The sequence below is a fragment of the Paenarthrobacter sp. A20 genome, assembly GCF_024168825.1.
Lineage (GTDB): Bacteria > Actinomycetota > Actinomycetes > Actinomycetales > Micrococcaceae > Arthrobacter.
The window spans coordinates 264,532-282,079 of record NZ_JALJWH010000001.1; the positions used below are offsets into that span (position 1 = coordinate 264,532).

Annotated in this window: 19 protein-coding genes; 12 read left to right on the forward strand and 7 right to left on the reverse strand. The window is 63.6% G+C overall.

Annotated features, from left to right (window positions below; translation table 11 throughout):
* The first annotated feature begins 13 nt into the window (after window positions 1–13).
* The 4 genes from J3D46_RS01255 to J3D46_RS01270 all read left to right on the forward strand — a co-directional run bounded on the left by J3D46_RS01255 (window position 14) and on the right by J3D46_RS01270 (window position 3,739).
* Window positions 14–949 (forward strand): PASTA domain-containing protein, encoded by a 936-nt coding sequence (locus tag J3D46_RS01255; RefSeq protein WP_253464644.1) that lies wholly within the window; start codon window positions 14–16, stop codon window positions 947–949.
* A gap of 43 nt (window positions 950–992) precedes the next feature.
* Window positions 993–2,228, forward strand: coding sequence for a pyridoxal phosphate-dependent aminotransferase (locus tag J3D46_RS01260; protein ID WP_231338558.1), 1,236 nt, complete (start codon window positions 993–995; stop codon window positions 2,226–2,228).
* 138 nt (window positions 2,229–2,366) lie between these two features.
* Entirely contained in the window at window positions 2,367–2,825 is a 459-nt protein-coding gene (locus J3D46_RS01265; protein WP_253464647.1) for a carboxymuconolactone decarboxylase family protein, read from the forward strand.
* 17 nt (window positions 2,826–2,842) lie between these two features.
* Window positions 2,843–3,739, forward strand: a complete 897-nt coding sequence (locus tag J3D46_RS01270) for a sigma-70 family RNA polymerase sigma factor (RefSeq protein WP_253464650.1) — start codon at window positions 2,843–2,845, stop codon at window positions 3,737–3,739.
* A gap of 3 nt (window positions 3,740–3,742) precedes the next feature.
* On the opposite strand, the gene J3D46_RS01275 is transcribed toward J3D46_RS01270, so the two are convergent.
* From J3D46_RS01275 to J3D46_RS01285, 3 genes are all read right to left on the reverse strand, one after another.
* Complete coding sequence (locus tag J3D46_RS01275) at window positions 3,743–4,555, reverse strand: hypothetical protein (RefSeq protein WP_253464653.1); 813 nt, start codon at window positions 4,553–4,555, stop codon at window positions 3,743–3,745.
* Window positions 4,556–4,685: 130 nt separating this feature from the next.
* Window positions 4,686–5,123, reverse strand: coding sequence for a hypothetical protein (locus tag J3D46_RS01280; RefSeq protein WP_253464657.1), 438 nt, complete (start codon window positions 5,121–5,123; stop codon window positions 4,686–4,688).
* Between the two features lie 2 nt (window positions 5,124–5,125).
* Complete coding sequence (locus tag J3D46_RS01285) at window positions 5,126–7,105, reverse strand: primary-amine oxidase (protein WP_253464660.1); 1,980 nt, start codon at window positions 7,103–7,105, stop codon at window positions 5,126–5,128.
* A 122-nt stretch (window positions 7,106–7,227) separates the two neighbouring features.
* Between J3D46_RS01285 and J3D46_RS01290 the strand changes: the two genes are divergently transcribed.
* The 3 genes from J3D46_RS01290 (at window position 7,228) to J3D46_RS01300 (ending at window position 9,369) form a co-directional block, all read left to right on the forward strand.
* A complete protein-coding gene (locus tag J3D46_RS01290; RefSeq protein ID WP_253464663.1) occupies window positions 7,228–7,818 on the forward strand; it encodes a TetR/AcrR family transcriptional regulator in 591 nt (196 codons plus the stop codon).
* A gap of 140 nt (window positions 7,819–7,958) precedes the next feature.
* Window positions 7,959–8,642: a helix-turn-helix domain-containing protein gene (locus J3D46_RS01295; protein WP_253464666.1), complete on the forward strand. Its 684-nt coding sequence runs from the start codon at window positions 7,959–7,961 to the stop codon at window positions 8,640–8,642.
* A gap of 79 nt (window positions 8,643–8,721) precedes the next feature.
* Complete coding sequence (locus J3D46_RS01300) at window positions 8,722–9,369, forward strand: hypothetical protein (protein WP_253464669.1); 648 nt, start codon at window positions 8,722–8,724, stop codon at window positions 9,367–9,369.
* Here J3D46_RS01300 and J3D46_RS01305 read toward each other — a convergent pair.
* Complete coding sequence (locus J3D46_RS01305; RefSeq protein ID WP_105692180.1) at window positions 9,359–10,000, reverse strand: LysE family translocator; 642 nt, start codon at window positions 9,998–10,000, stop codon at window positions 9,359–9,361. The two genes, J3D46_RS01300 and J3D46_RS01305, sit on opposite strands and share 11 nt — an antisense overlap.
* A gap of 161 nt (window positions 10,001–10,161) precedes the next feature.
* On the opposite strand from J3D46_RS01305, the gene J3D46_RS01310 reads away from it, so the two are divergent.
* The gene (locus J3D46_RS01310) at window positions 10,162–11,574 is read left to right on the forward strand and encodes an aldehyde dehydrogenase family protein (RefSeq protein ID WP_253469114.1); all 1,413 of its coding nucleotides are present in this window, start codon (window positions 10,162–10,164) and stop codon (window positions 11,572–11,574) included.
* A 42-nt stretch (window positions 11,575–11,616) separates the two neighbouring features.
* Here J3D46_RS01310 and J3D46_RS01315 read toward each other — a convergent pair whose 3' ends face one another.
* Window positions 11,617–11,862: a hypothetical protein gene (locus J3D46_RS01315; protein ID WP_253464672.1), complete on the reverse strand. Its 246-nt coding sequence runs from the start codon at window positions 11,860–11,862 to the stop codon at window positions 11,617–11,619.
* 208 nt (window positions 11,863–12,070) lie between these two features.
* On the opposite strand from J3D46_RS01315, the gene J3D46_RS01320 reads away from it, so the two are divergent.
* The 4 genes from J3D46_RS01320 (at window position 12,071) to J3D46_RS01335 (ending at window position 14,776) form a co-directional block, all read left to right on the forward strand.
* A complete protein-coding gene (locus J3D46_RS01320) occupies window positions 12,071–12,928 on the forward strand; it encodes a prephenate dehydratase (RefSeq protein ID WP_231338547.1) in 858 nt (285 codons plus the stop codon).
* A gap of 82 nt (window positions 12,929–13,010) precedes the next feature.
* Window positions 13,011–13,337 (forward strand): helix-turn-helix transcriptional regulator, encoded by a 327-nt coding sequence (locus J3D46_RS01325; protein WP_231338546.1) that lies wholly within the window; start codon window positions 13,011–13,013, stop codon window positions 13,335–13,337.
* On the forward strand, window positions 13,334–14,035 hold the full coding sequence (locus J3D46_RS01330) for a cation diffusion facilitator family transporter (RefSeq protein ID WP_253464675.1): 702 nt from the start codon (window positions 13,334–13,336) through the stop codon (window positions 14,033–14,035). Before J3D46_RS01325 ends, J3D46_RS01330 begins: the two co-directional genes overlap by 4 nt.
* A 48-nt stretch (window positions 14,036–14,083) precedes the next feature.
* A complete protein-coding gene (locus J3D46_RS01335) occupies window positions 14,084–14,776 on the forward strand; it encodes a DsbA family protein (protein ID WP_253464678.1) in 693 nt (230 codons plus the stop codon).
* Between the two features lie 21 nt (window positions 14,777–14,797).
* On the opposite strand, the gene J3D46_RS01340 is transcribed toward J3D46_RS01335, so the two are convergent.
* Together J3D46_RS01340 and J3D46_RS01345 are read right to left on the reverse strand one after the other, a co-directional pair.
* Entirely contained in the window at window positions 14,798–16,048 is a 1,251-nt protein-coding gene (locus J3D46_RS01340) for an Nramp family divalent metal transporter (protein WP_231338543.1), read from the reverse strand.
* Window positions 16,049–16,153: 105 nt separating this feature from the next.
* Window positions 16,154–17,542 carry an FAD-dependent oxidoreductase gene (locus tag J3D46_RS01345; protein WP_253464680.1) on the reverse strand — a complete coding sequence of 463 codons (1,389 nt, stop codon included), beginning with the start codon at window positions 17,540–17,542 and terminating at the stop codon, window positions 16,154–16,156.
* Window positions 17,543–17,548: the final 6 nt, after the last annotated feature.

Below are 17,548 nucleotides of genomic sequence, written 5' to 3' on the forward strand. Positions count from 1 at the left end.
GAGTTGTTGTGCCATGACTACCATCACCATGACGTTGAGCTCCCCGGACGTTGTCCTCAAGGATGGCAAGGGATCGCTGACTGCGTCCGTCACCAACGGCTCCGCCGAAGCCGAGCGGGTAGTGCTCGGCGCGTTCCCCGGGCAGGTGACCAATCCGCCGTCGACAACGTACGCCACCATCCCCAACCCGCTGCGGACCATCGCAGCCGGGGCCACGGAGCAGTACGTGGTCAGTTTCGACACCGCCGGCGCTGCAGCGGGGAGCTACCCCGTGAAGCTGATTGCGTACTCCGCCGACGACGCCCCGGAGGACTACGCGGACCAGGCGCATGTCGTCACGTTGAGCGTTCCCGCTGCGGAGGCACCCAAACCACCGGCGCCCTTCCCATGGTTGTGGGTGATCATCGGCGGCGTGGTGCTGCTGGCCGTCGTAGGCCTGATCCTGTTCTTCATCTTCAAGGACGCCAACGTTCCCGATGTGAAAACCAAGCCGCAGGCCGAAGCGGTGAAGATCATCACCGATGCGGGCTTCACAGCCACCACTTCGCAGACTGAGAGCACTGAGGCGGAGGGAACGGTGGTGAACCAGACCCCGGCCGGCGGCGAGAAAGTGGGCCGCGGCAGCACGGTGAACCTGGAAATCGCGGTGCCGGTAAGGGCCACCGTGCCGGACGTGCTGGGGCAGCGCATCGAGGATGCGCGGGCGGCTTTCCAGGCCGCCAAGCTGCAACTGGACTTCACGCAAGGATCCCAGTGTTTCTCGTCCGCCTTTGAGCCGCTCTTCAGGCCCTGCATCGTGGTGGGGGTGAACCCTGACGTCGGCAGCAAGGTCAACCAGAACGCGTTGGTCCTGGTGCGGACGGAGCCACGGCTGAGCCCCATCTTCGATCCCCTGCCAAACATCTGCATGACCAATCCGCAGGCCTGTGTGCTGAGGCTGCAACGGTGAGACGGTTTTGCCTGCTGGGGCCGACGCTATGAAAAGATCAACCATGCGTCCGATGCAGCACTCCAGCAAACTCCAGAACGTCCGCTATGAACTCCGCGGTCCCATCCTCCAGGCTGCCAAGGCCATGGAGGCCGAGGGACACCGCATCCTCAAGATGAACCTTGGGGACACCGCGCCGTTCGGTTTGGAGGCGCCGGAGTCTGTTGTGGTGGACATGATTCACCACCTCCGCGGCGCGCAGGGCTACAGCGATTCGAAGGGCATCTTCTCCGCCCGCACCGCCATCTCGCAGTACTACCAAACCCGCGGGCTGATGACCATCGGCGTCGAGGACGTCTTTATTGGCAACGGCGTCAGCGAGCTCATTTCCATGACCCTGCAGGCGTTCATGGAGAACGGCGACGAGATCCTCATCCCTGCCCCGGACTACCCGCTCTGGACTGCTGCCGTGACGCTCACCGGTGGCCAGGCAGTGCACTACCTCTGTGATGAAGACGAGAACTGGTGGCCGAATATGGCCGATGTCGAAGCGAAGATCACCCCGCGCACGCGTGGGATTGTCATCATCAACCCGAACAACCCCACGGGCGCCGTGTATCCGCGGCATATCCTGGAGCAGTTCGCAGCCCTTGCCCGGAAACACGACCTTGTCCTGTTCTCCGATGAGATCTACGAAAAGATCCGCTACGTCGATGCTCCCCATATCCACACCGCCGCCGTGGCAGAGGACGTGTGCGTCCTGACATTCAGCGGGCTGTCCAAGGCGTACCGCATGCCCGGCTACCGGGCCGGATGGGTTGCCGTCACCGGGCCGTTGACAGCGACGGCGGCCTACCGGGAGTCCCTGGAACTACTGGCTTCACTACGGTTATGCGCCAACGTCCCGGCGCAGCACGCCATCCAAACCTGCCTTGGCGGGTATCAAAGCATCGAAGCCCTCATCCGTCCCGGTGGGCGGCTTCGCGAGCAACGGGATCTCGCCTGGAAATTGTTGACGGCGATCCCGGGCGTCAGCTGCGTTCCGGCTGCCGGCGCCATGTACCTCTTTCCCCGCCTTGACCCGGAGATCTACCCCATCGAGAGCGACGAGAAGTTCGTGCTGCAGCTCCTCCAGGAGCAGAAGATCCTGGTCTCGCACGGCACGGCCTTCAACTGGCCAACGCCCGACCATTTCCGTTTCGTGATCCTGCCGGACGTGGGAGACATCGAGGAAGCGGTGCGCCGCATCTCCACCTACCTCGCCGCGTACCGGAACCGCCCCACGGACGAGCCCAACTGAGTCGCAGCACATGCCGTTTTGAGCGCTCACAACGCCCTGATCTGCGACCTACTTGGGTGGGGCCGGTCGAAAGTGTCACACTTCCCGCGTCGGATCCGACATCCCTGACGTAAGACTCCATCGCTGAAGGGAAACATCATGCCCCGCATCAACATCGGCCGCAGCAACAAACTCGGCTACGCCGCCGTCATCGGGCTGGAAGGCTACGCCCGCAAGTCAGTCGACCCGGATCTGTATGAACTGATCAAGCTCCGCGCCTCCATCCTGAACGGCTGCGGTTTCTGCGTGGACATGCACGCCACGGACGGCGGCAAGCGCGGAATTCCCGCCCGCAAACTGCATGCCGTCGCAGCGTGGCAGCATTCGAAAGTGTTCTTCGATGCCCGCGAGCAAGCGGTACTGGCCCTCACGGACGCCGTGACTCAGCTCGGCCCTGAGACGGTCACCGACGAAATCTGGAACGCGGCGGCCACCCATTTCGACGACGGCCAGATGGGCGGCCTCATTCTGGCCATCTCCACCATCAACGTCTGGAACCGGGTTGCCATCAGCACCCAGATGGAGCCGCCGTTGGATGAGAAGAACCCACTGGTCTGAGCGGTAGCGTTGGCAGCATGACTCTTGGGGTGTCGGCCACTGCGGCGTGGCAGAGCGAACGGAACCGGCTGCTGGGGATCGCGTACCGGATGCTGGGCGACTTCGGCCATGCCGAGGACGTCGTCTCTGAGGTTGCGATCGACGCCGTACGGCAGGAGCGGAAAGCGGAGTCCCGGGTGGATTCCTGGCCCGCGTGGCTGACCACCGTGTGCGTCCGGCGATCCGTGGATCGCGTCCGCCAACTCGCCGCAGTGAGGGAAGACTACATTGGCCCATGGCTGCCCGAGCCGCTGGATATGGCCACACTCCCAGAGGAAGCGGTGGCCAACCGCGAGCTCTTGTCATTGACCTTGCTGCACCTCGCCGAGCAATTGGCCCCGGAGGCGCGGGCAGCTTTGGTGCTGCACCGCGCCTTCGGGATGTCCGCCCCGGAAATCGCGGAAATCCTGGAGAAAACACCCGCCGCTGTGCGGCAGATGATTTCCCGCGCCGAACGCCGTCTGGACATCGACCCGGAAGCCCCCGCTCCCCGGGCGAAGGACCGGGCAGCGTTGGACAAACTGGTACACGCCATTGAACAGGGCGAACTGGAGACCGTGGTGGCCATGCTTGATCGGGACGCTATCCTATGGGCCGACGGCGGCGGCAAGGTAAAGAGCGCCATGAACCCGCTCTTCGGGGCGGCAAGGATCTCACGCTTCTTTGCGGGCATTTTCGGCAAAGCGGTGGTTTTCGATCCCGTGCGGCCGGTCCGGGCCGAAATCGTCGAGGTGAACGGCGAAGCGGCCCTGGTGCTCAGGCATCACGGCCGTGCAGACATCGTGACGATCAATTGCGGACCGGACGGGACCATCCGGGAGCTGCGCCAGCTTTCCAACCCGGACAAGCTGACGCGGCTTTCGCTTGTTCGTTAGTTCCTAGTCCCCCGCAGAGCCACTCACGCGAAGGGCGTTGATGATCGCCGGGATGGAGGCGATCAGCATGATCACCGCCCACACCAGCGCCACCACCACGGTGATCAGGGCCCAGAATTGATCCCCGATGGACACCAGCGGTCCAGGCAAGAAACCGTGAATGACGCCCAGAATGATCTGGAGCAGCACGGACACCGCCAGGAGCACCACCAAGCCCGTGACCTTGAGGAACTTCGGCTGGCTGAGGATCAGCAGCACGGCGAATACGATCTTGAGCAGCAACAGCAGGCCCAGAATGGCCGCGGCCTGGCCCTTGGGAAAGCTCCCCCACAGGGCCAGGTACGCGATGGTTCCAAACGGAGCTGCCACGAAGAGCCCGATCATGAGGAACAGTTTCGCCAACGCCAGCATCGCCGTGATGAATGCAGCGATAACCCACAGCAGCGTCACGATCAGGGTGGCAAGGCCCTGAACACGCCCATAGGTCCGAAGGTCCATGATCAGGCTGAGCCCCAGCATCACCACCGTGAACAGCACAAGTCCATCCAGGAATGCCAGAAAACCAATACCGGCACCCGGTGGATCGGAGTCCGCGCGCTGTGTCTTGAGGAAGAGTTCCAGCGGAACGCCCAGTTTGTTGGCGTCGGCGGCGGAGACGGGCTCGACGGCGGCCTGGCCCAGCAGCAGCGACATGCCCACCTCGGCCAGGACTACTACGGCGAAGACAACCAGTGCCGCGTAGAAGAAGGGACGGCGCAGGGCATCCGGGTCAGGCCCGCTGCGGAACCCCTCGCGAATTGACCACGCTGCGGCCATGGGTCAATTGTGGCACTGGGGGTTTCAAATACAAGGTTCGTCCCGTGGGCTCCTGACCTTCTTTGGATCCGGGGGTGTCCGGCTGCAACCACCACGGGTTGATCCCCGGTTGTGGTGGCGGGAATGAGGGTCAGGATGCCACGGCCGACCGGCGCCGAAGCCGCGCTACCAGCGTGGCGGCGAGTAACGCCGTCGTGATTTCCAGTCCGATGACCAGCAACAGTCCGGCGGCGCCGGATGAAGCAACAGCGTTCGACGCCGGTCCCCCGCCGTGCGCGTGGCCGGAACCGCCTGCTGCCAGCAGCAGGACAGCATGCAGACCCACCATTGCCAGGGCTGAAATGGTCACTTGATGCAGCGCGCCGACCCGGCTGTGGCGCCAGATGTGAACAGTGCACGGGATGCACACGGCGGCCAGGCCGATCATGAGGATGCCCAGCCAGGCGTCGTGGTGTCCCGAGGCCGCGAGCCAGAGATGCACTGCGCAGGAAACGGCTGTCAGCGCTGCGCAGAGGCGGGGATGGAGGACGGGCCCGCGTGAACGGACCCGTCCTGCAGTGATTGTCATGGCTAGTGGCACTGCCCGGAGGCTTCGCCGTGCGCGTCATCGGCTGCTTCACCGGAGGCAACGGACCCACTGTGGCAGCTCGATCCCGAGGTGTTGGCCGGCACATCCAGGACGGGGCTGCGGTCGAAGAAGCCCTCGGGACGCAGCTTGAAGCCAACAGTGTCCACGGGCATGATGGGCCAGTCTTCCACGCGCGGGAAGTGCGTGAGGCCAAAAGTGTGCCACACGACAATGTCCTGGCCGTCGATGTCGCGGTCCTGGGCAATGTACGCGGGCAGGCCAGCGCCTCCGGAGTGCTGGTTGACGAAGTCGCCGGTGGGGTAGCGCTCCTCGTCGGAGTAGCGCGTGACCCACACGTCCTTGGTGGCGAAGGCTGCCCGCTTCGCAATGGAGGAACCCGGGTCTGCCAGCAATGTGGGCTGGTTTTCTGCGTGGAGCTTGTAGCCGACCGGTTCGCCGAGCCGGTTGCGGGACTCCGGGTTGGAGATGATCCAAGTCCGGCCCGCCCGGGCATCGGCTTCACGGACGCCATCGGACTCCTTGGCCAGGAGCGTGCGCTTGCGGGAGAACGCGTTGCCACGTTCGTTGCCTTCGCCCATGGCCTGGCGAACCACGTCTTCTTCCTCCACGCGGTTGGTGAAGCCATCAATAGCCATATCCAAGCGGGCGCTGAAGAGGTGCTGGTGGAACGGGGCTCCTAGGCCGGGGGCCAGCTGGGAGATGTTGTCCGAGCCGCCTTCGGGGAAGGCACTGGTGAAGACGACGCCGGTGGCCTTGGCTTCGAACTCGATGGTGCCGTCCAGGTAGAGGTACCAGTAGAAGCCGTAGTCGTAGTTGCCAATGGTGGTGAAGAAGGAGATCACCAAGCGGCGGTTGCGGCGGGTGTAGTTGATGCCGCTCCAGAGGTCGGAGTGCTTGGAGAGGATGCCCCAGTCTTCCTCATGCATGCAGATGCCGTTGCGGATTTCGCGGGGGTTGCCGAAAGCGTCGCTGATGACCGGGCTGAGGTAGGTGATGTCACCCAGGCAGTCACAGCCCAGTTCCAGGGAGTTGGCGTACTGGCCCACGAGGTATTCGCCGGTGTCGAAGTAGTTCTGCCAGGACCGGATGGGCGAGGGATCGCCGTACGGCACCACCATCTCGGCGATCGAGGCGCGGTTGATGATGGGCCGCTTCGTGTCGCCATCCTGGAAGGCAAGGTTGTGGAGGACAACTCCTTCGCGGACATCGAAGCCGACATCCACGCTCCACTTTTCCCACTCCACGTGGTTGTTGCCGGTGACGGTGAAACTCGGTCCCTCCGGCTGGGTGATGCTGATGGGCTTCTGGGTGGTGCGGAGTGGGCCGGTGAGTTCCGGATCGGTGTAGTTTCCGTGTTCCGCCGGGATCGGCATCACGCCAAGGTCAATGACCTGGGTGACTTCCTTATTCACCACGTCCACGTAGGCCACCAGCCCGTCCACGGGGTGGGCCCAGGCGCTGTCCTCCGGGAAGTCCTGCACAAAGGCCAGACCACGGAGGATGCGGCGGCCGCGTTCTTCTTCATATTCAAAGTAGCCGGCGGACAGCGGAGCAACGCGTACTTTTTCCACCTCCAGGTCCCGGGCCGCAAGGGCAGCCAGCCAGCGCTCATCCGTGGCCAGGAGCGACTCGACTACCTCGAATTCCTCTTCCAGCACAGGGAGTTCGCCGGATACTTTGGTGTCCAGTTCCGTTGCCGAAAGGACCTCGCTGCGGGTGACGGAGACCAGGACGTCGGTGGGAGCACCACCGGAAATGTCGTGGAGGAAGACCCGGAAGCGGCGGTCCAGCTCCGTGGCGCTGCGGGAGGGATCCACCAGGCCAAGGTAGGCGATCCGCTTCTCCGTGCCCAGATGTCCGGCGGCCTGCAGGATTCCCTGCACCAGGGAGATTTCGGCGCCCGTTGCCAGGCTGTACTGCGTTTCCTCGATGGCGACTGTCTCAGTTGCTGTGGGCGTCATGGCTGCCTCTTGTCCGGGACCTATGATGGTCAGGATTTATTTTCTATAGGTGTAGAGAATAACCAAAACGTAAGATGGGTCACAAGACCTGTCCACCATTTATTTTTCCGGGAGCCCACACAGTGCCAAAGATTGTGGACCACGATCAACGACGCCTCGAACTGGTGGACGCAACCTGGCGGATCATCGCAAGGCTGGGCATGGAAGGCGCCACCATGCGGGAAATCGCCGAAGAAGCCGGCTTCGCCAACGGTGCGCTCAAACCATACTTCCCCACCAAGGACCTACTGCTGACCTCGGCCTTCGGGCACGTGTTCAACCGCACCAACCAGCGCATCGCCACCATGACGGAAGGACTCTCAGGAGTCGCAGCGCTCCGGGCCTTCTGCACCGAAGTCCTGCCGCTGGATGAGGAACGCGTCAACGAAGCCCGCCTCGTCATCCCGTTCTGGCAGAAGGCACTCAACGACGCCCACATGGCAGCCCTCCACAGCGAGTCCATGAACCAGTGGCACACCACCATCACCGCGCATACGGCAGCAGCCCGGGCGGCCGGCGAGATCGCCACCCCCATTGGGGACGCCGCCGTCGCCGATCACCTGCTCAACATGATGCTCGGCGCGCAGATCGTGGCGGCACTGTCCCCAGCGGAACACTTTTCGCAGGACTTGGCAGGGCAGTTGGACAACTACTTGGTCCTGCTGGCGGGTTAGACAGCGAGTAGCGACCCGTGCTTACTGTCAGCATTGGCTCGATTTACCGTTTACAGATTGGTAGCGGAATCGCCAGGAATCTGTAATCTCTACAGGAATGACCAATTACATATTCATAGCGATACCGATATGATTATGAAATGGCCTTGAGTATCCCCGAGTTGGCGAAGCGCCTCAACGTCAACGAGAGCCGAGCGCGGCAGCTCGTCCAGTCCGGACGTATACGCGGTCAACGAGTCGGTGGACGCTGGATCGTTGAGGAAGCCGACGCCGCCCAGTACCGGCCGGGTAAGCCCGCCGGCCGGCCATTGTCCGAACGCAGCGCATGGCAACTCATGTCCTGTTTCTGGGACGACAGCCCCCGGCACTCCCTCCTTGAACACCTGGCCCCCTCGCCGGTCGAGAAACATCGCCTAAAAGAACGCATCAGCCGGCTGCAGGACTCCCCCGACTTGCCAGAGCTTCTCGCTTGGCTGGCCAATCGCGCCGAAAAGTTCGAGTTCTCTTCCAGCCCGTCCGACATCGCCGAACTTCGGGAGGACAAACGAATCCACCTCTCGGGAGTCTCTCACCCGCGCTCTGGGCTGCTGGCGAACTCAGAGGTTGAAGCCTACGTGCAACGCGATGACCTCAGAGACGTCGTCAAGGACTGGTTCCTAGTCGAGCCCTATCCTGGGAAGAGACCAAATGTCATCCTCCGCGCCGCCGAGCGAGTCCCCAGCGAACTTCCCCCACTAGTGGTGGCGGCAGACTTGGCCGAACGGCCCGGTGTCCGCGAACAGCAGGCAGCACGCGAAATCCTCAGGGGTATCCATGCCCATTGAACTTCCCGCAATGCTCACCGAACAGCAGGAAGCCTGGCAAGCTGTCTTCGAAATCCATAACGCGATGCCGCAGGGGTAGGTGCTGGTCGGCGGACAAGCCGTCTTCCTCCACGCTATCGAGCGTGGCGCCCCGTACGTGCGCCCCACCAAGGACGCCGATATGGCGCTGGACATCCGGGCATACCCGACCATGCTGCACGATTTCACTGAGCTCCTCGTGAAGCTCGGCTTCGAATCCGCCGGAGAATCCCTCGAGGGCTACCAGCATCGATGGCAGCGCGGCGAGGCCTTGGTGGACGTCCTCATCCCGCGCCATTTAGGTGAACGCGCCGAGAAGAGACGTGGAATTACCGGCGGGACCACAATTGCCGCCCCCGCCAGCCAACAAGCGCTCGACCGCTCCGAAACCGTCGAAGTTCAAGCCGGGTCAGCGTCTGGTCATGTGAACCGGCCCAGCATCATTGGCAGCCTCATCGGCAAAGCGGGAGCGCTGACCATCATCAACGACCCCCTCCGGCAGCGACACATCGACGATTTCCTCACTTTGGCCTCTGCCGTCCGGGCCTCCGACCTTCGTGGCGTCACCTACAAGCGCGCCGAACGGGACCACTTGGCAAATATGCTTGGTCATCTTGCCAATGAACCGGAACTCATGGAACAAGTGCCTGAAGGTGCCGAGGGCGTAGAACGTCTGCGAATCTCGCTGAACCAGCGCCTTAGCTCGTAGCGCCCGACGCCACCACGCCGACACCCAGCCCGGCAATCACGCCACTGCTGACACGCTCGACGACGGTGCTCACCTTCGGGCGCTTGAGCCAGCGCATCGCCTTGAAAGCGACGACGGCGATCATCGAGAGATACGCGAAGGCAATGACGGCAACAACTACGCCCAGAATCAGGGAAGTGCCCATGGTGTCCCCGCCGTGCGGGATGAACTGCGGAACGACAGCCAGGTAGAACAAGCCCACCTTCGGGTTGAGGAGCGTAGACAGGGCACCTGCTCCCAGGGCGGAGAGCCGGCTGTACGGGAGCGGCGCCTCCGCAGCGGACCCGTCCGCGCCTGCTTTCGCCGCCTTCCGGGACTTGATGAACGAAGATACGCCCAGGTACAGCAAGTACAGGCCACCGGCGATCTTGACCCAGCGGAACAATTCCGCGGACTGTTCGAGGATGGCGGCCAAACCGACGCCCACCAGCGCCGCCCACATGATCGCGCCCGCCGCTGAACCGGCCGCCGCCGCAATTCCCGCACTGGGTCGGTTCAATGCAATGCGCAGCACCAGGAACGTATCCGGACCGGGAGTGACGGACAGGACAAGGCAGAGGCCAGCGAAGGCAGCAAGGGAAGCAAGAGTCACAAGACCGATTATCAGGCAGGACACCCGGAACAGAAAGCGTTCGCTTCCCGTCAAGGACTGTTCGTCCAACGACAAGGCCCTGGCGCGTGACGCCGACCACACTGGAAACATCGCCGCGTGCCTCACTGGCCGCCAAGACTTACTACCCGAGCGGAGTACCAATGGAGACTTACGACGCCCTGCTGGCCTCGATCACCCCGGCCGACGGCCAGAACAGCCGCACCATCCTTGACCCGGCGACGGGCGAGGCTGTCGGCGAAGCACCTGTTCACACTGTCGAAGACCTCGAAGCCGCCATCACCGCCGCCGCTGCCGCGCAACCGTCGTGGGCCGCCCTGGGCCACGACGCCCGGTCCGCTGCGCTCATGAAGGCGGCCGACGCCGTCGAACGCTCTGCCGAAGAACTCGCCCAACTCCTCTCCCGCGAGCAGGGCAAGCCCCTGAACGGGCCGAACGCCCGCTTCGAAGTCGGCGCTTGCGCGGCCTGGCTCCGTGCCACGGCCGCAACCCCGCTGGATCCCGAAACCGTGGTGGACGACGGCGAAACCCGCGCCGAACTGCACTACCGGCCCATCGGCGTCGTGGGTGCCATTGGCCCGTGGAACTGGCCCATGATGATCACTGTCTGGCAGATCGCCCCGGCCCTGCGCATGGGCAACGCCGTGGTGGTCAAGCCTTCCGAATACACCCCGCTGTCCGTGCTGGCGCTGGCCGCGATCATCAATGAAGAACTGCCCGCGGGCCTGCTGTCCGTGGTCTCCGGCGGCCGCGACGTCGGCGAAGCACTGGCATCGCACGACGCTATCGGCAAGGTCATGTTCACCGGCTCCACCGCTACAGGCAAGGCGATCATTCGCTCGTCGGCCGATACCGTCAAACGCCTCACACTGGAGCTCGGCGGCAATGACGCAGGCATCGTCCTGCCCGATTCGGATCCCAAGGCCATCGCCGAGGGCTTGTTCTGGGGCGCGTTCATCAACACCGGCCAGACCTGCGCCGCCCTCAAGCGCCTGTACGTGCACGAATCCCAGTACGAGGCCGTATGTTCCGAGCTCACCGCTGTTGCTGCAGCGATGCCGATGGGCAACGGCCTGGATGAGAACAACGTGCTTGGACCGCTGCAGAACCGACAGCAGTACGACATCGTGGCCAGGCTGGTTGAAGCGGCCCGCGGGTCCGGTGCGCGGGTGCTGATCGGCGGCAACCCCGACGCCGACCAGCCGGGCAACTTCTACCCCACCACGCTGGTGGCCGACATCGACAACGACAACCCGCTCGTGGCCGAGGAACAGTTCGGACCCGCCCTGCCGATCATCAAATACAGCACCGTAGACGAGGCGGTCGCCAAGGCGAACGCGCTCGACGTCGGACTGGGCGCCTCGGTCTGGTCCTCGGACTTGGGTGCCGCCCGCGAAGTCGCATCCCGCATCCAGGCCGGCACCGTGTGGATCAACAAGCACGGTGCCGTGGACCCGCGCATCCCGTTCGGCGGCGCAAAGCAGTCCGGCTATGGCCTGGAGTTCGGTGCCGAGGGCCTCAAGGCCTTGGGTGTCCCGCAGATCATCAACGGCTAACTCCTTTCCCAACTGAGTCGCAGCAGAGCGCGTTTTGAGCCCTCAAGACGCGCTCTGCTGCGACATAGATGGGTTCTTGGGGCGCATGGCGAGTGCTGCCGCGAGGATCATGACGCCGGCCCCGCCTATCGCGATGACGCCGAACTCGTGCTCGACCCTGGCGACAATGGCTGCGCCGATGGCGAGGACTCCCGTCCCGGCCAGGATTGCAAGGCATGCGGGAGAGCATGCCAGGGGCCGGGCGTCAGCACATGCTCGCCAACTGTGCCTGAAAGTAGGACCGCCCAAAGCAGGGTGCTCAGTCCGATGACGGTGGCCGCAAACCTTGCAATCCGCTGCCCCTTGAAAGCCATGTTGTGCGTTTGGAACACTTTTGCAGTCGTCACCGGCCGCCCCCAATCCTTGCCCTGAACCTAGAGAAGGCGGTTCCCACTTGTCCAGTCACAGGGTGGACGCGGTTGGGAGGCCGGGCGCTCCGCATGTAAGCATGGGCACCATGGCCCAGAAGATTGCGTACCAAGGTGAGCCCGGAGCCAATTCGGATCTCGCGTGCAAGGAAATGTTCCCCGACCTCGAAAGCGTCCCCTGCGCGAGCTTTGAGGACGCCTTTGAATTGGTGTCCACCGGCGAAGTCGATCTGGCCATGATTCCGATTGAGAACTCCATCGCTGGACGCGTGGCCGACATCCACGTCCTGCTTCCGCAGTCGAAGCTCCAGATTGTTGGCGAGTACTTCCTTCCGATCCGATTCGACCTCCTTGGCATTCCGGGCAGCACCATCGAAGGCGCTACGGAAGTCCACAGCCATATCCACGCGCTGGGTCAGTGCCGCCGGATCATCCGCGAAGCCGGTCTCAAGCCGGTCATTGCCGGCGACACCGCCGGCTCGGCCCGCGAAGTCAGGGACTGGAACGATCCCCGCAAGCTCTCCCTCGCTCCGCCGCTCGCCGCCCAACTTTACGGGTTGGACGTCCTGGCCTCCGGCGTCGAGGATGACCCTACCAACACCACCCGCTTTGTTGTCCTGGCCCGTGAACGTGAGCTTCCAACGAAGGAAGAACTTCCGGGTCCGGCGATCACCAGCTTCGTTTTCCGGGTCCGCAACGTCCCGTCCGCCCTCTACAAGGCACTCGGCGGCTTCGCGACCAACGGTCTCAACATGACCCGGCTGGAGAGCTACATGGTGGGCGACGAATTTGCCGCCACGATGTTCCTTTCCGACGTCGAAGGTCACCCCGAGGACGCCCGTCTCCGCAGGGCGCTGGAGGAGCTGGAATTCTTCACCACGGAGGTCAGGGTACTGGGCGTCTATGCCGCGGACGGATACCGCGAACGGAACACTGTCAGCGCCTGACGATTTCACGGGGCTGGGACAACCGTCTGCGATCTTTAGTACACGATTGCGTGAATACATCTGCGCATGTACTTTGGTTTTCATGGAGACACTCACGCATGCGCCAGTCCTGGCCCGCTTTGGCTACGCCGTCTCAGACCCCACCCGCGCGCAGGTCCTGCTGGCCCTCACCGAAGCGCCGTCATACCCGTCTGACCTGGCGGACTCTGTCGGGGTATCGCGTCAAAGCATGTCCAACCACCTGACCTGCCTGCGCGGCTGCGGTTTGGTTGTTGCAGTCCCGGACGGCAGGCGCACCCGCTACGAATTGGCCGACGCCCGCTTGGGTCACGCGATCAAGGACTTGCTGGGCGTCGTCTTGGCCGTGGACCCTGCTTGCTGCGCGCCGGACGGAACCTGCGTGGCATGAGCGGTCCGCTGCTACTCCTCACAGCGGATCGCCGGCTGGTTTTGATGCGTCGGATCCGGCTGTTCGCCGCCGCGACCATCACATATAACGTCCTCGAAGCCATCGCGGCCCTCTGGGCTGGTGGAGTGGCAGACTCTTCAGCCCTGATTGGCTTTGGGCTGGACTCCGTGGTGGAAGTCGCTTCCGCAGTGGCCCTGTCCTGGCAGTTCTCCTCCAAGGATCCCGAACGTCGCGAACACCTGACGCTGCGTATCATCGCCGTCTCATTCTTCGCACTGGCAGCGTTCGTCACTGTGGACGCAATCCGGTCGCTCACCGGAGGGGGTGAAGCCCAGCATTCCACGCCAGGCATTGTGATAGCGACTTTGAGCCTTGCGATCATGCCGGCCCTTTCCTACTACCAACGCCGGACGGGCAGGGAACTTGGCTCCAAGACCGCAGTGGCGGATTCCAAACAGACCCTGCTCTGCACGTACCTCTCAGGCGTGCTGCTGATCGGACTGGTACTGAACAGCACCCTTGGTTGGTGGTGGGCCGATGCCAGCGCAGCACTGGTGATTGCCGCCATCGCCGTTCGTGAAGGCGTGAACGCCTGGCGCGGGGACGTTTGCTGCACCGCCCCCAGCGCAAACACGCAAACCCATTTCGTGTCAGACGACGACTGCTGCAAAACGGTGGAAGCAAAGCCGCCGGCGTAGAACAGCCCTCCCTTTCAAACCAGTCACCCCCGCGACCAGAAAGCAGACATGACGCAAGCACCGCCCCGCCCCCAGCCCACCGTAGACACCGCCAAAAAGGTCCGCATCATCGTGTGGATCGTCATCGCGGCTGTCGTGGCGGCAGGGGTCATCTGGTTCGCAGTGTTCACGGCCACCAAGCCGGCCCCCAGCACCGCTGTGCCGGCGGGCGGAGCGCAGTTGGTCCGCGAAGACAGCCACAGGATCACCACTCCTGCCACCGAAAAGGCCCAACTGGTGGAGTTCCTGGACTTCGAATGCGAGTCCTGCCGTGCCGCTTACCCGTTGGTGGAGGAATTGAAGAAGGAATACGGCGACCGGATCACGTTCGTCCAGCGCTACTTTCCCCTCGCCGGGCACAGGAATTCCGGAACTGCCGCCTTGGCCGTTGAAGCCGCAGCCCAGCAGGGCAAGTACGAGGTGATGGCGGCCAAGTTGTTCGAAACCCAGCCGCAATGGGGAGAAAAATCGGACTCCCAGGCCGCGACTTTCCGCAGTTACGCACAGGAACTCGGCCTGGACATGGTGCGATACGACGCAGCCGTCGCAGACGAAAAGACCCAGGCGCGAATCCGAAAGGACGCAAGTGACGGCAGCGCACTCGGCGTCACAGGTACCCCGACGTTCTTCCTCGATGGCAAGAAGCTCACCTTGGACACCGAGGAGCAGTTCCGCGGGCTGCTTGACGAAGCCGCCAAATAGGCTCGCCTGCGGTCCGGTGGATCAGGACTGGCCGGAGAGCGTCAGGGTGATAAGCACGATGTTCAGTCCCACGATCAGGGTGGCGCTGGTCCAGCCAGCGACCTTCAAGGCCATGGAATCCGCGTGGATGCCCATGACGTCACGCTTGCCGGTGAGGCGGATCAGCGGGATCAAGGCGAAGGGGATGCCGAAGCTCAAGAGCACCTGGCTCAGGACCAAGGCCAGGGTCGGCTCGATGCCCGCACCAAGGATGATCAGGGCCGGAATGAGCGTGATCACCCGGCGCGTCAGAAGGGGGATGCGGATTTTCAGCAGGCCGCCCATGATGGTGGCGCCTGCATAGCAGCCAACCGAGGTTGAGGCCAGGCCCGAGGCAAGCAAGCCGATGGCGAAGATAACGCCGATGGCCGGACCTAGAGCTGACGTCACTGCAGCGTGTGCTCCGGCGATAGTGTCCGTTCCCTCGATGCCGCGCAGGCTGGACGCGGCAAGCAGCAGCATCGAAATGTTCACCACGCCCGCCAACAGCAGGGCGCCTGCAACGTCGAACCGCGTTGCACGGATCAGCCGCGTCCGCACGGCGGGGTCCTCCGAAAAACCATGACGGTCGCGGGCCAGGGCCGAGTGGAGATAAATCGCATGGGGCATGACGGTGGCCCCGAGCATGCTCGCCGCCAACAGGACCGTATCCGTCCCCTCGAATCGGGGCACCAGGCCAGCCATGGCGCTGCCTGCATCCGGCGGGTTCACGAACAGACCGGAGACGAACCCAACGGCAATGACGCCCAGCAGCACCAGGATTGCGTACTCGAAGGACCGCTGCCCGCGGTGTGACTGCAGCGCCAGCAGCAACATCGAAGCCACGCCAATGATGACGCCACCGGCAAGCAACGGGAGTCCGAAAAGCAGGTTCAAGGCCACTGCCCCACCGATCACCTCGGCCATGTCCGTGGCACCAGCAACGATCTCAGCTTGGGCCCAATAGAGTCGCCGCCGCTTGGTACCCAGCCGCTTGCCCAGGATTTCCGGGAGGCTCATTCCCGTCGCCAAACCCAGTTTGGCCGATTGGTACTGCACCAAGACAGCCATGGCGTTGGCTACCACCAGCACCCACACCAACAAATACCCGTAGTTGGCACCAGCGGTGAGGTTAGCAGCTACGTTGCCCGGATCCACATAGGCGATCGCGGCGACGAAGGCCGGGCCCAGCAGCAGGAGCCGTGACCACGCCCTGCTGGGCGCACGACGGGTTTCGAGAGTAGGCGCAGCCATGGTCATCCTCATCATCGGGGCGTTCTGCTACGAGGATAGCCGAAATTTAGGCGTACCGAAAAGTATGTTTTAGGCACTCCGGCGATGCTACGTGATACTCGTGCCCTAGGGGCGCCCGTACTCACTTGAACGGCCATGGGCCAACCCGGTGGGTATACCGATCAGTACAGGTTCAGGAGTGCCGCAGCAGCCACCGGCCTCCTCGACCACTTCCGTCAAAGACAGGGTGGCCGGAACGTCGCAACTGGTACCGGCGTCGGAAGAGCAAACACCCGTTTCCGGCAGTTCAAGGTGCACAGTATCCGCCGCCACGTGGTCCCCGGCGAGCGCCGCCGCCACGGACCGGACCTGCTCATAGCCGGTGGCCATCAGGAAGGTAGGCGCCCGGCCGTACGACTTCATGCCCACAATGTAGAAGTCCTTGTCCGGGTGGGCCAGCAGTTTGGCCCCGTGCGGCTGAACGGTGCCGCAGGAGTGGAACTCGGGATCGATCAGCGGCCCCAGTTCCATCGGGGCTTCAACGGCAGGGTCCAGGTTGAGGCGCAGCTCGCGGAGCATCTCAAGATCGGGTCGGAAGCCAGTACAAGGCACGACGACGTCCGTCACCACCGCACGGCCGTCACCGGAGATGACGGTGACGCCGCCTTCGGAATCGGTCAGCGAACTGATGCCGAAGCTTCTGTGCAGTTCGATCTTGCCGGCTTCTACCAGCCGACGGAGTCGGGATCCGAGTTGTCCCCGGGCAGGCAGCCCATCGGCGTCACCGCCTCCGTAGACCTTGTCTGCCGAAGCACCGCGCACGGCCCATAGAATCCTGGTTTCGGGCTCTTCCTTCGCCAGTTCAGCAAGGTTGATCAGGGTGTTGGCTGCTGAGTGCCCAGCGCCGACCACCAGGACACGGCGGCCCGCGAATGAGGCGCGGTCCCGACCAACGACATCCGGCAGAGGTGACGAAATCCGGCGTGTTGCCTTCAACTCGCCGATGGCGGGCAACCCCGAAGTCCCCAAAGGGTTGCGGGTTGACCAGGTTCCTGAGGCATCGATGACAGCTGCCACGACATGGTCGCGGACTTCGCCCGAAAAGTACTCAACGCGAACGATAAACGGCGTCGTGTCACGGCTGCGGGTATGTGTCTTGTCCATGCCCTGCCGGGTCACGGCGAGGACGCGGGCTCCTGTCTGGAGCCGGGACGAGATCTCCGGCGTTGCAGCCAGCGGTGCCAAATAGTGGTCGATGAGTTCCCCGCCATAAGGGAGCGCCGTGAACCGAGGCGGCTCCCAGCCCGTGGGTTCGAGCAGCCGGACGCCCGCGGCGTCGAGGTTGAACCGCCAGGGGGAGAACAACCGGATGTGGCGCCACTGCTCAATGGCTGCACCCGCCGTGGGGCCGGCTTCGAAGATCACGGGCTCCAGCCCGCGTTCCAGTAATTGGGCCGCAGCAGCCAAACCGATAGGGCCGGCACCGATCACGGCGACAGGAAGGTTCTCATCCATGGGTTA

Excerpts from the sequence above, each read along its gene's own strand:
- J3D46_RS01295 (WP_253464666.1), top strand. The coding sequence starts at position 7,959 with ATGGCCTTGAGTATCCCCGAGTTGGCGAAGCGCCTCAACGTCAACGAG.
- J3D46_RS01325 (WP_231338546.1), top strand. The coding sequence starts at position 13,011 with ATGGAGACACTCACGCATGCGCCAGTCCTGGCCCGCTTTGGCTACGCC.
- J3D46_RS01285 (WP_253464660.1), bottom strand. The coding sequence starts at position 7,105 with ATGACGCCCACAGCAACTGAGACAGTCGCCATCGAGGAAACGCAGTAC.
- J3D46_RS01330 (WP_253464675.1), top strand. The coding sequence starts at position 13,334 with ATGAGCGGTCCGCTGCTACTCCTCACAGCGGATCGCCGGCTGGTTTTG.
- J3D46_RS01345 (WP_253464680.1), bottom strand. The coding sequence starts at position 17,542 with ATGGATGAGAACCTTCCTGTCGCCGTGATCGGTGCCGGCCCTATCGGT.
- J3D46_RS01310 (WP_253469114.1), top strand. The coding sequence starts at position 10,162 with ATGGAGACTTACGACGCCCTGCTGGCCTCGATCACCCCGGCCGACGGC.
- J3D46_RS01265 (WP_253464647.1), top strand. The coding sequence starts at position 2,367 with ATGCCCCGCATCAACATCGGCCGCAGCAACAAACTCGGCTACGCCGCC.
- J3D46_RS01320 (WP_231338547.1), top strand. The coding sequence starts at position 12,071 with ATGGCCCAGAAGATTGCGTACCAAGGTGAGCCCGGAGCCAATTCGGAT.
- J3D46_RS01340 (WP_231338543.1), bottom strand. The coding sequence starts at position 16,048 with ATGGCTGCGCCTACTCTCGAAACCCGTCGTGCGCCCAGCAGGGCGTGG.
- J3D46_RS01280 (WP_253464657.1), bottom strand. The coding sequence starts at position 5,123 with ATGACAATCACTGCAGGACGGGTCCGTTCACGCGGGCCCGTCCTCCAT.
- J3D46_RS01255 (WP_253464644.1), top strand. The coding sequence starts at position 14 with ATGACTACCATCACCATGACGTTGAGCTCCCCGGACGTTGTCCTCAAG.
- J3D46_RS01335 (WP_253464678.1), top strand. The coding sequence starts at position 14,084 with ATGACGCAAGCACCGCCCCGCCCCCAGCCCACCGTAGACACCGCCAAA.
- J3D46_RS01270 (WP_253464650.1), top strand. The coding sequence starts at position 2,843 with ATGACTCTTGGGGTGTCGGCCACTGCGGCGTGGCAGAGCGAACGGAAC.
- J3D46_RS01260 (WP_231338558.1), top strand. The coding sequence starts at position 993 with ATGCGTCCGATGCAGCACTCCAGCAAACTCCAGAACGTCCGCTATGAA.
- J3D46_RS01275 (WP_253464653.1), bottom strand. The coding sequence starts at position 4,555 with ATGGCCGCAGCGTGGTCAATTCGCGAGGGGTTCCGCAGCGGGCCTGAC.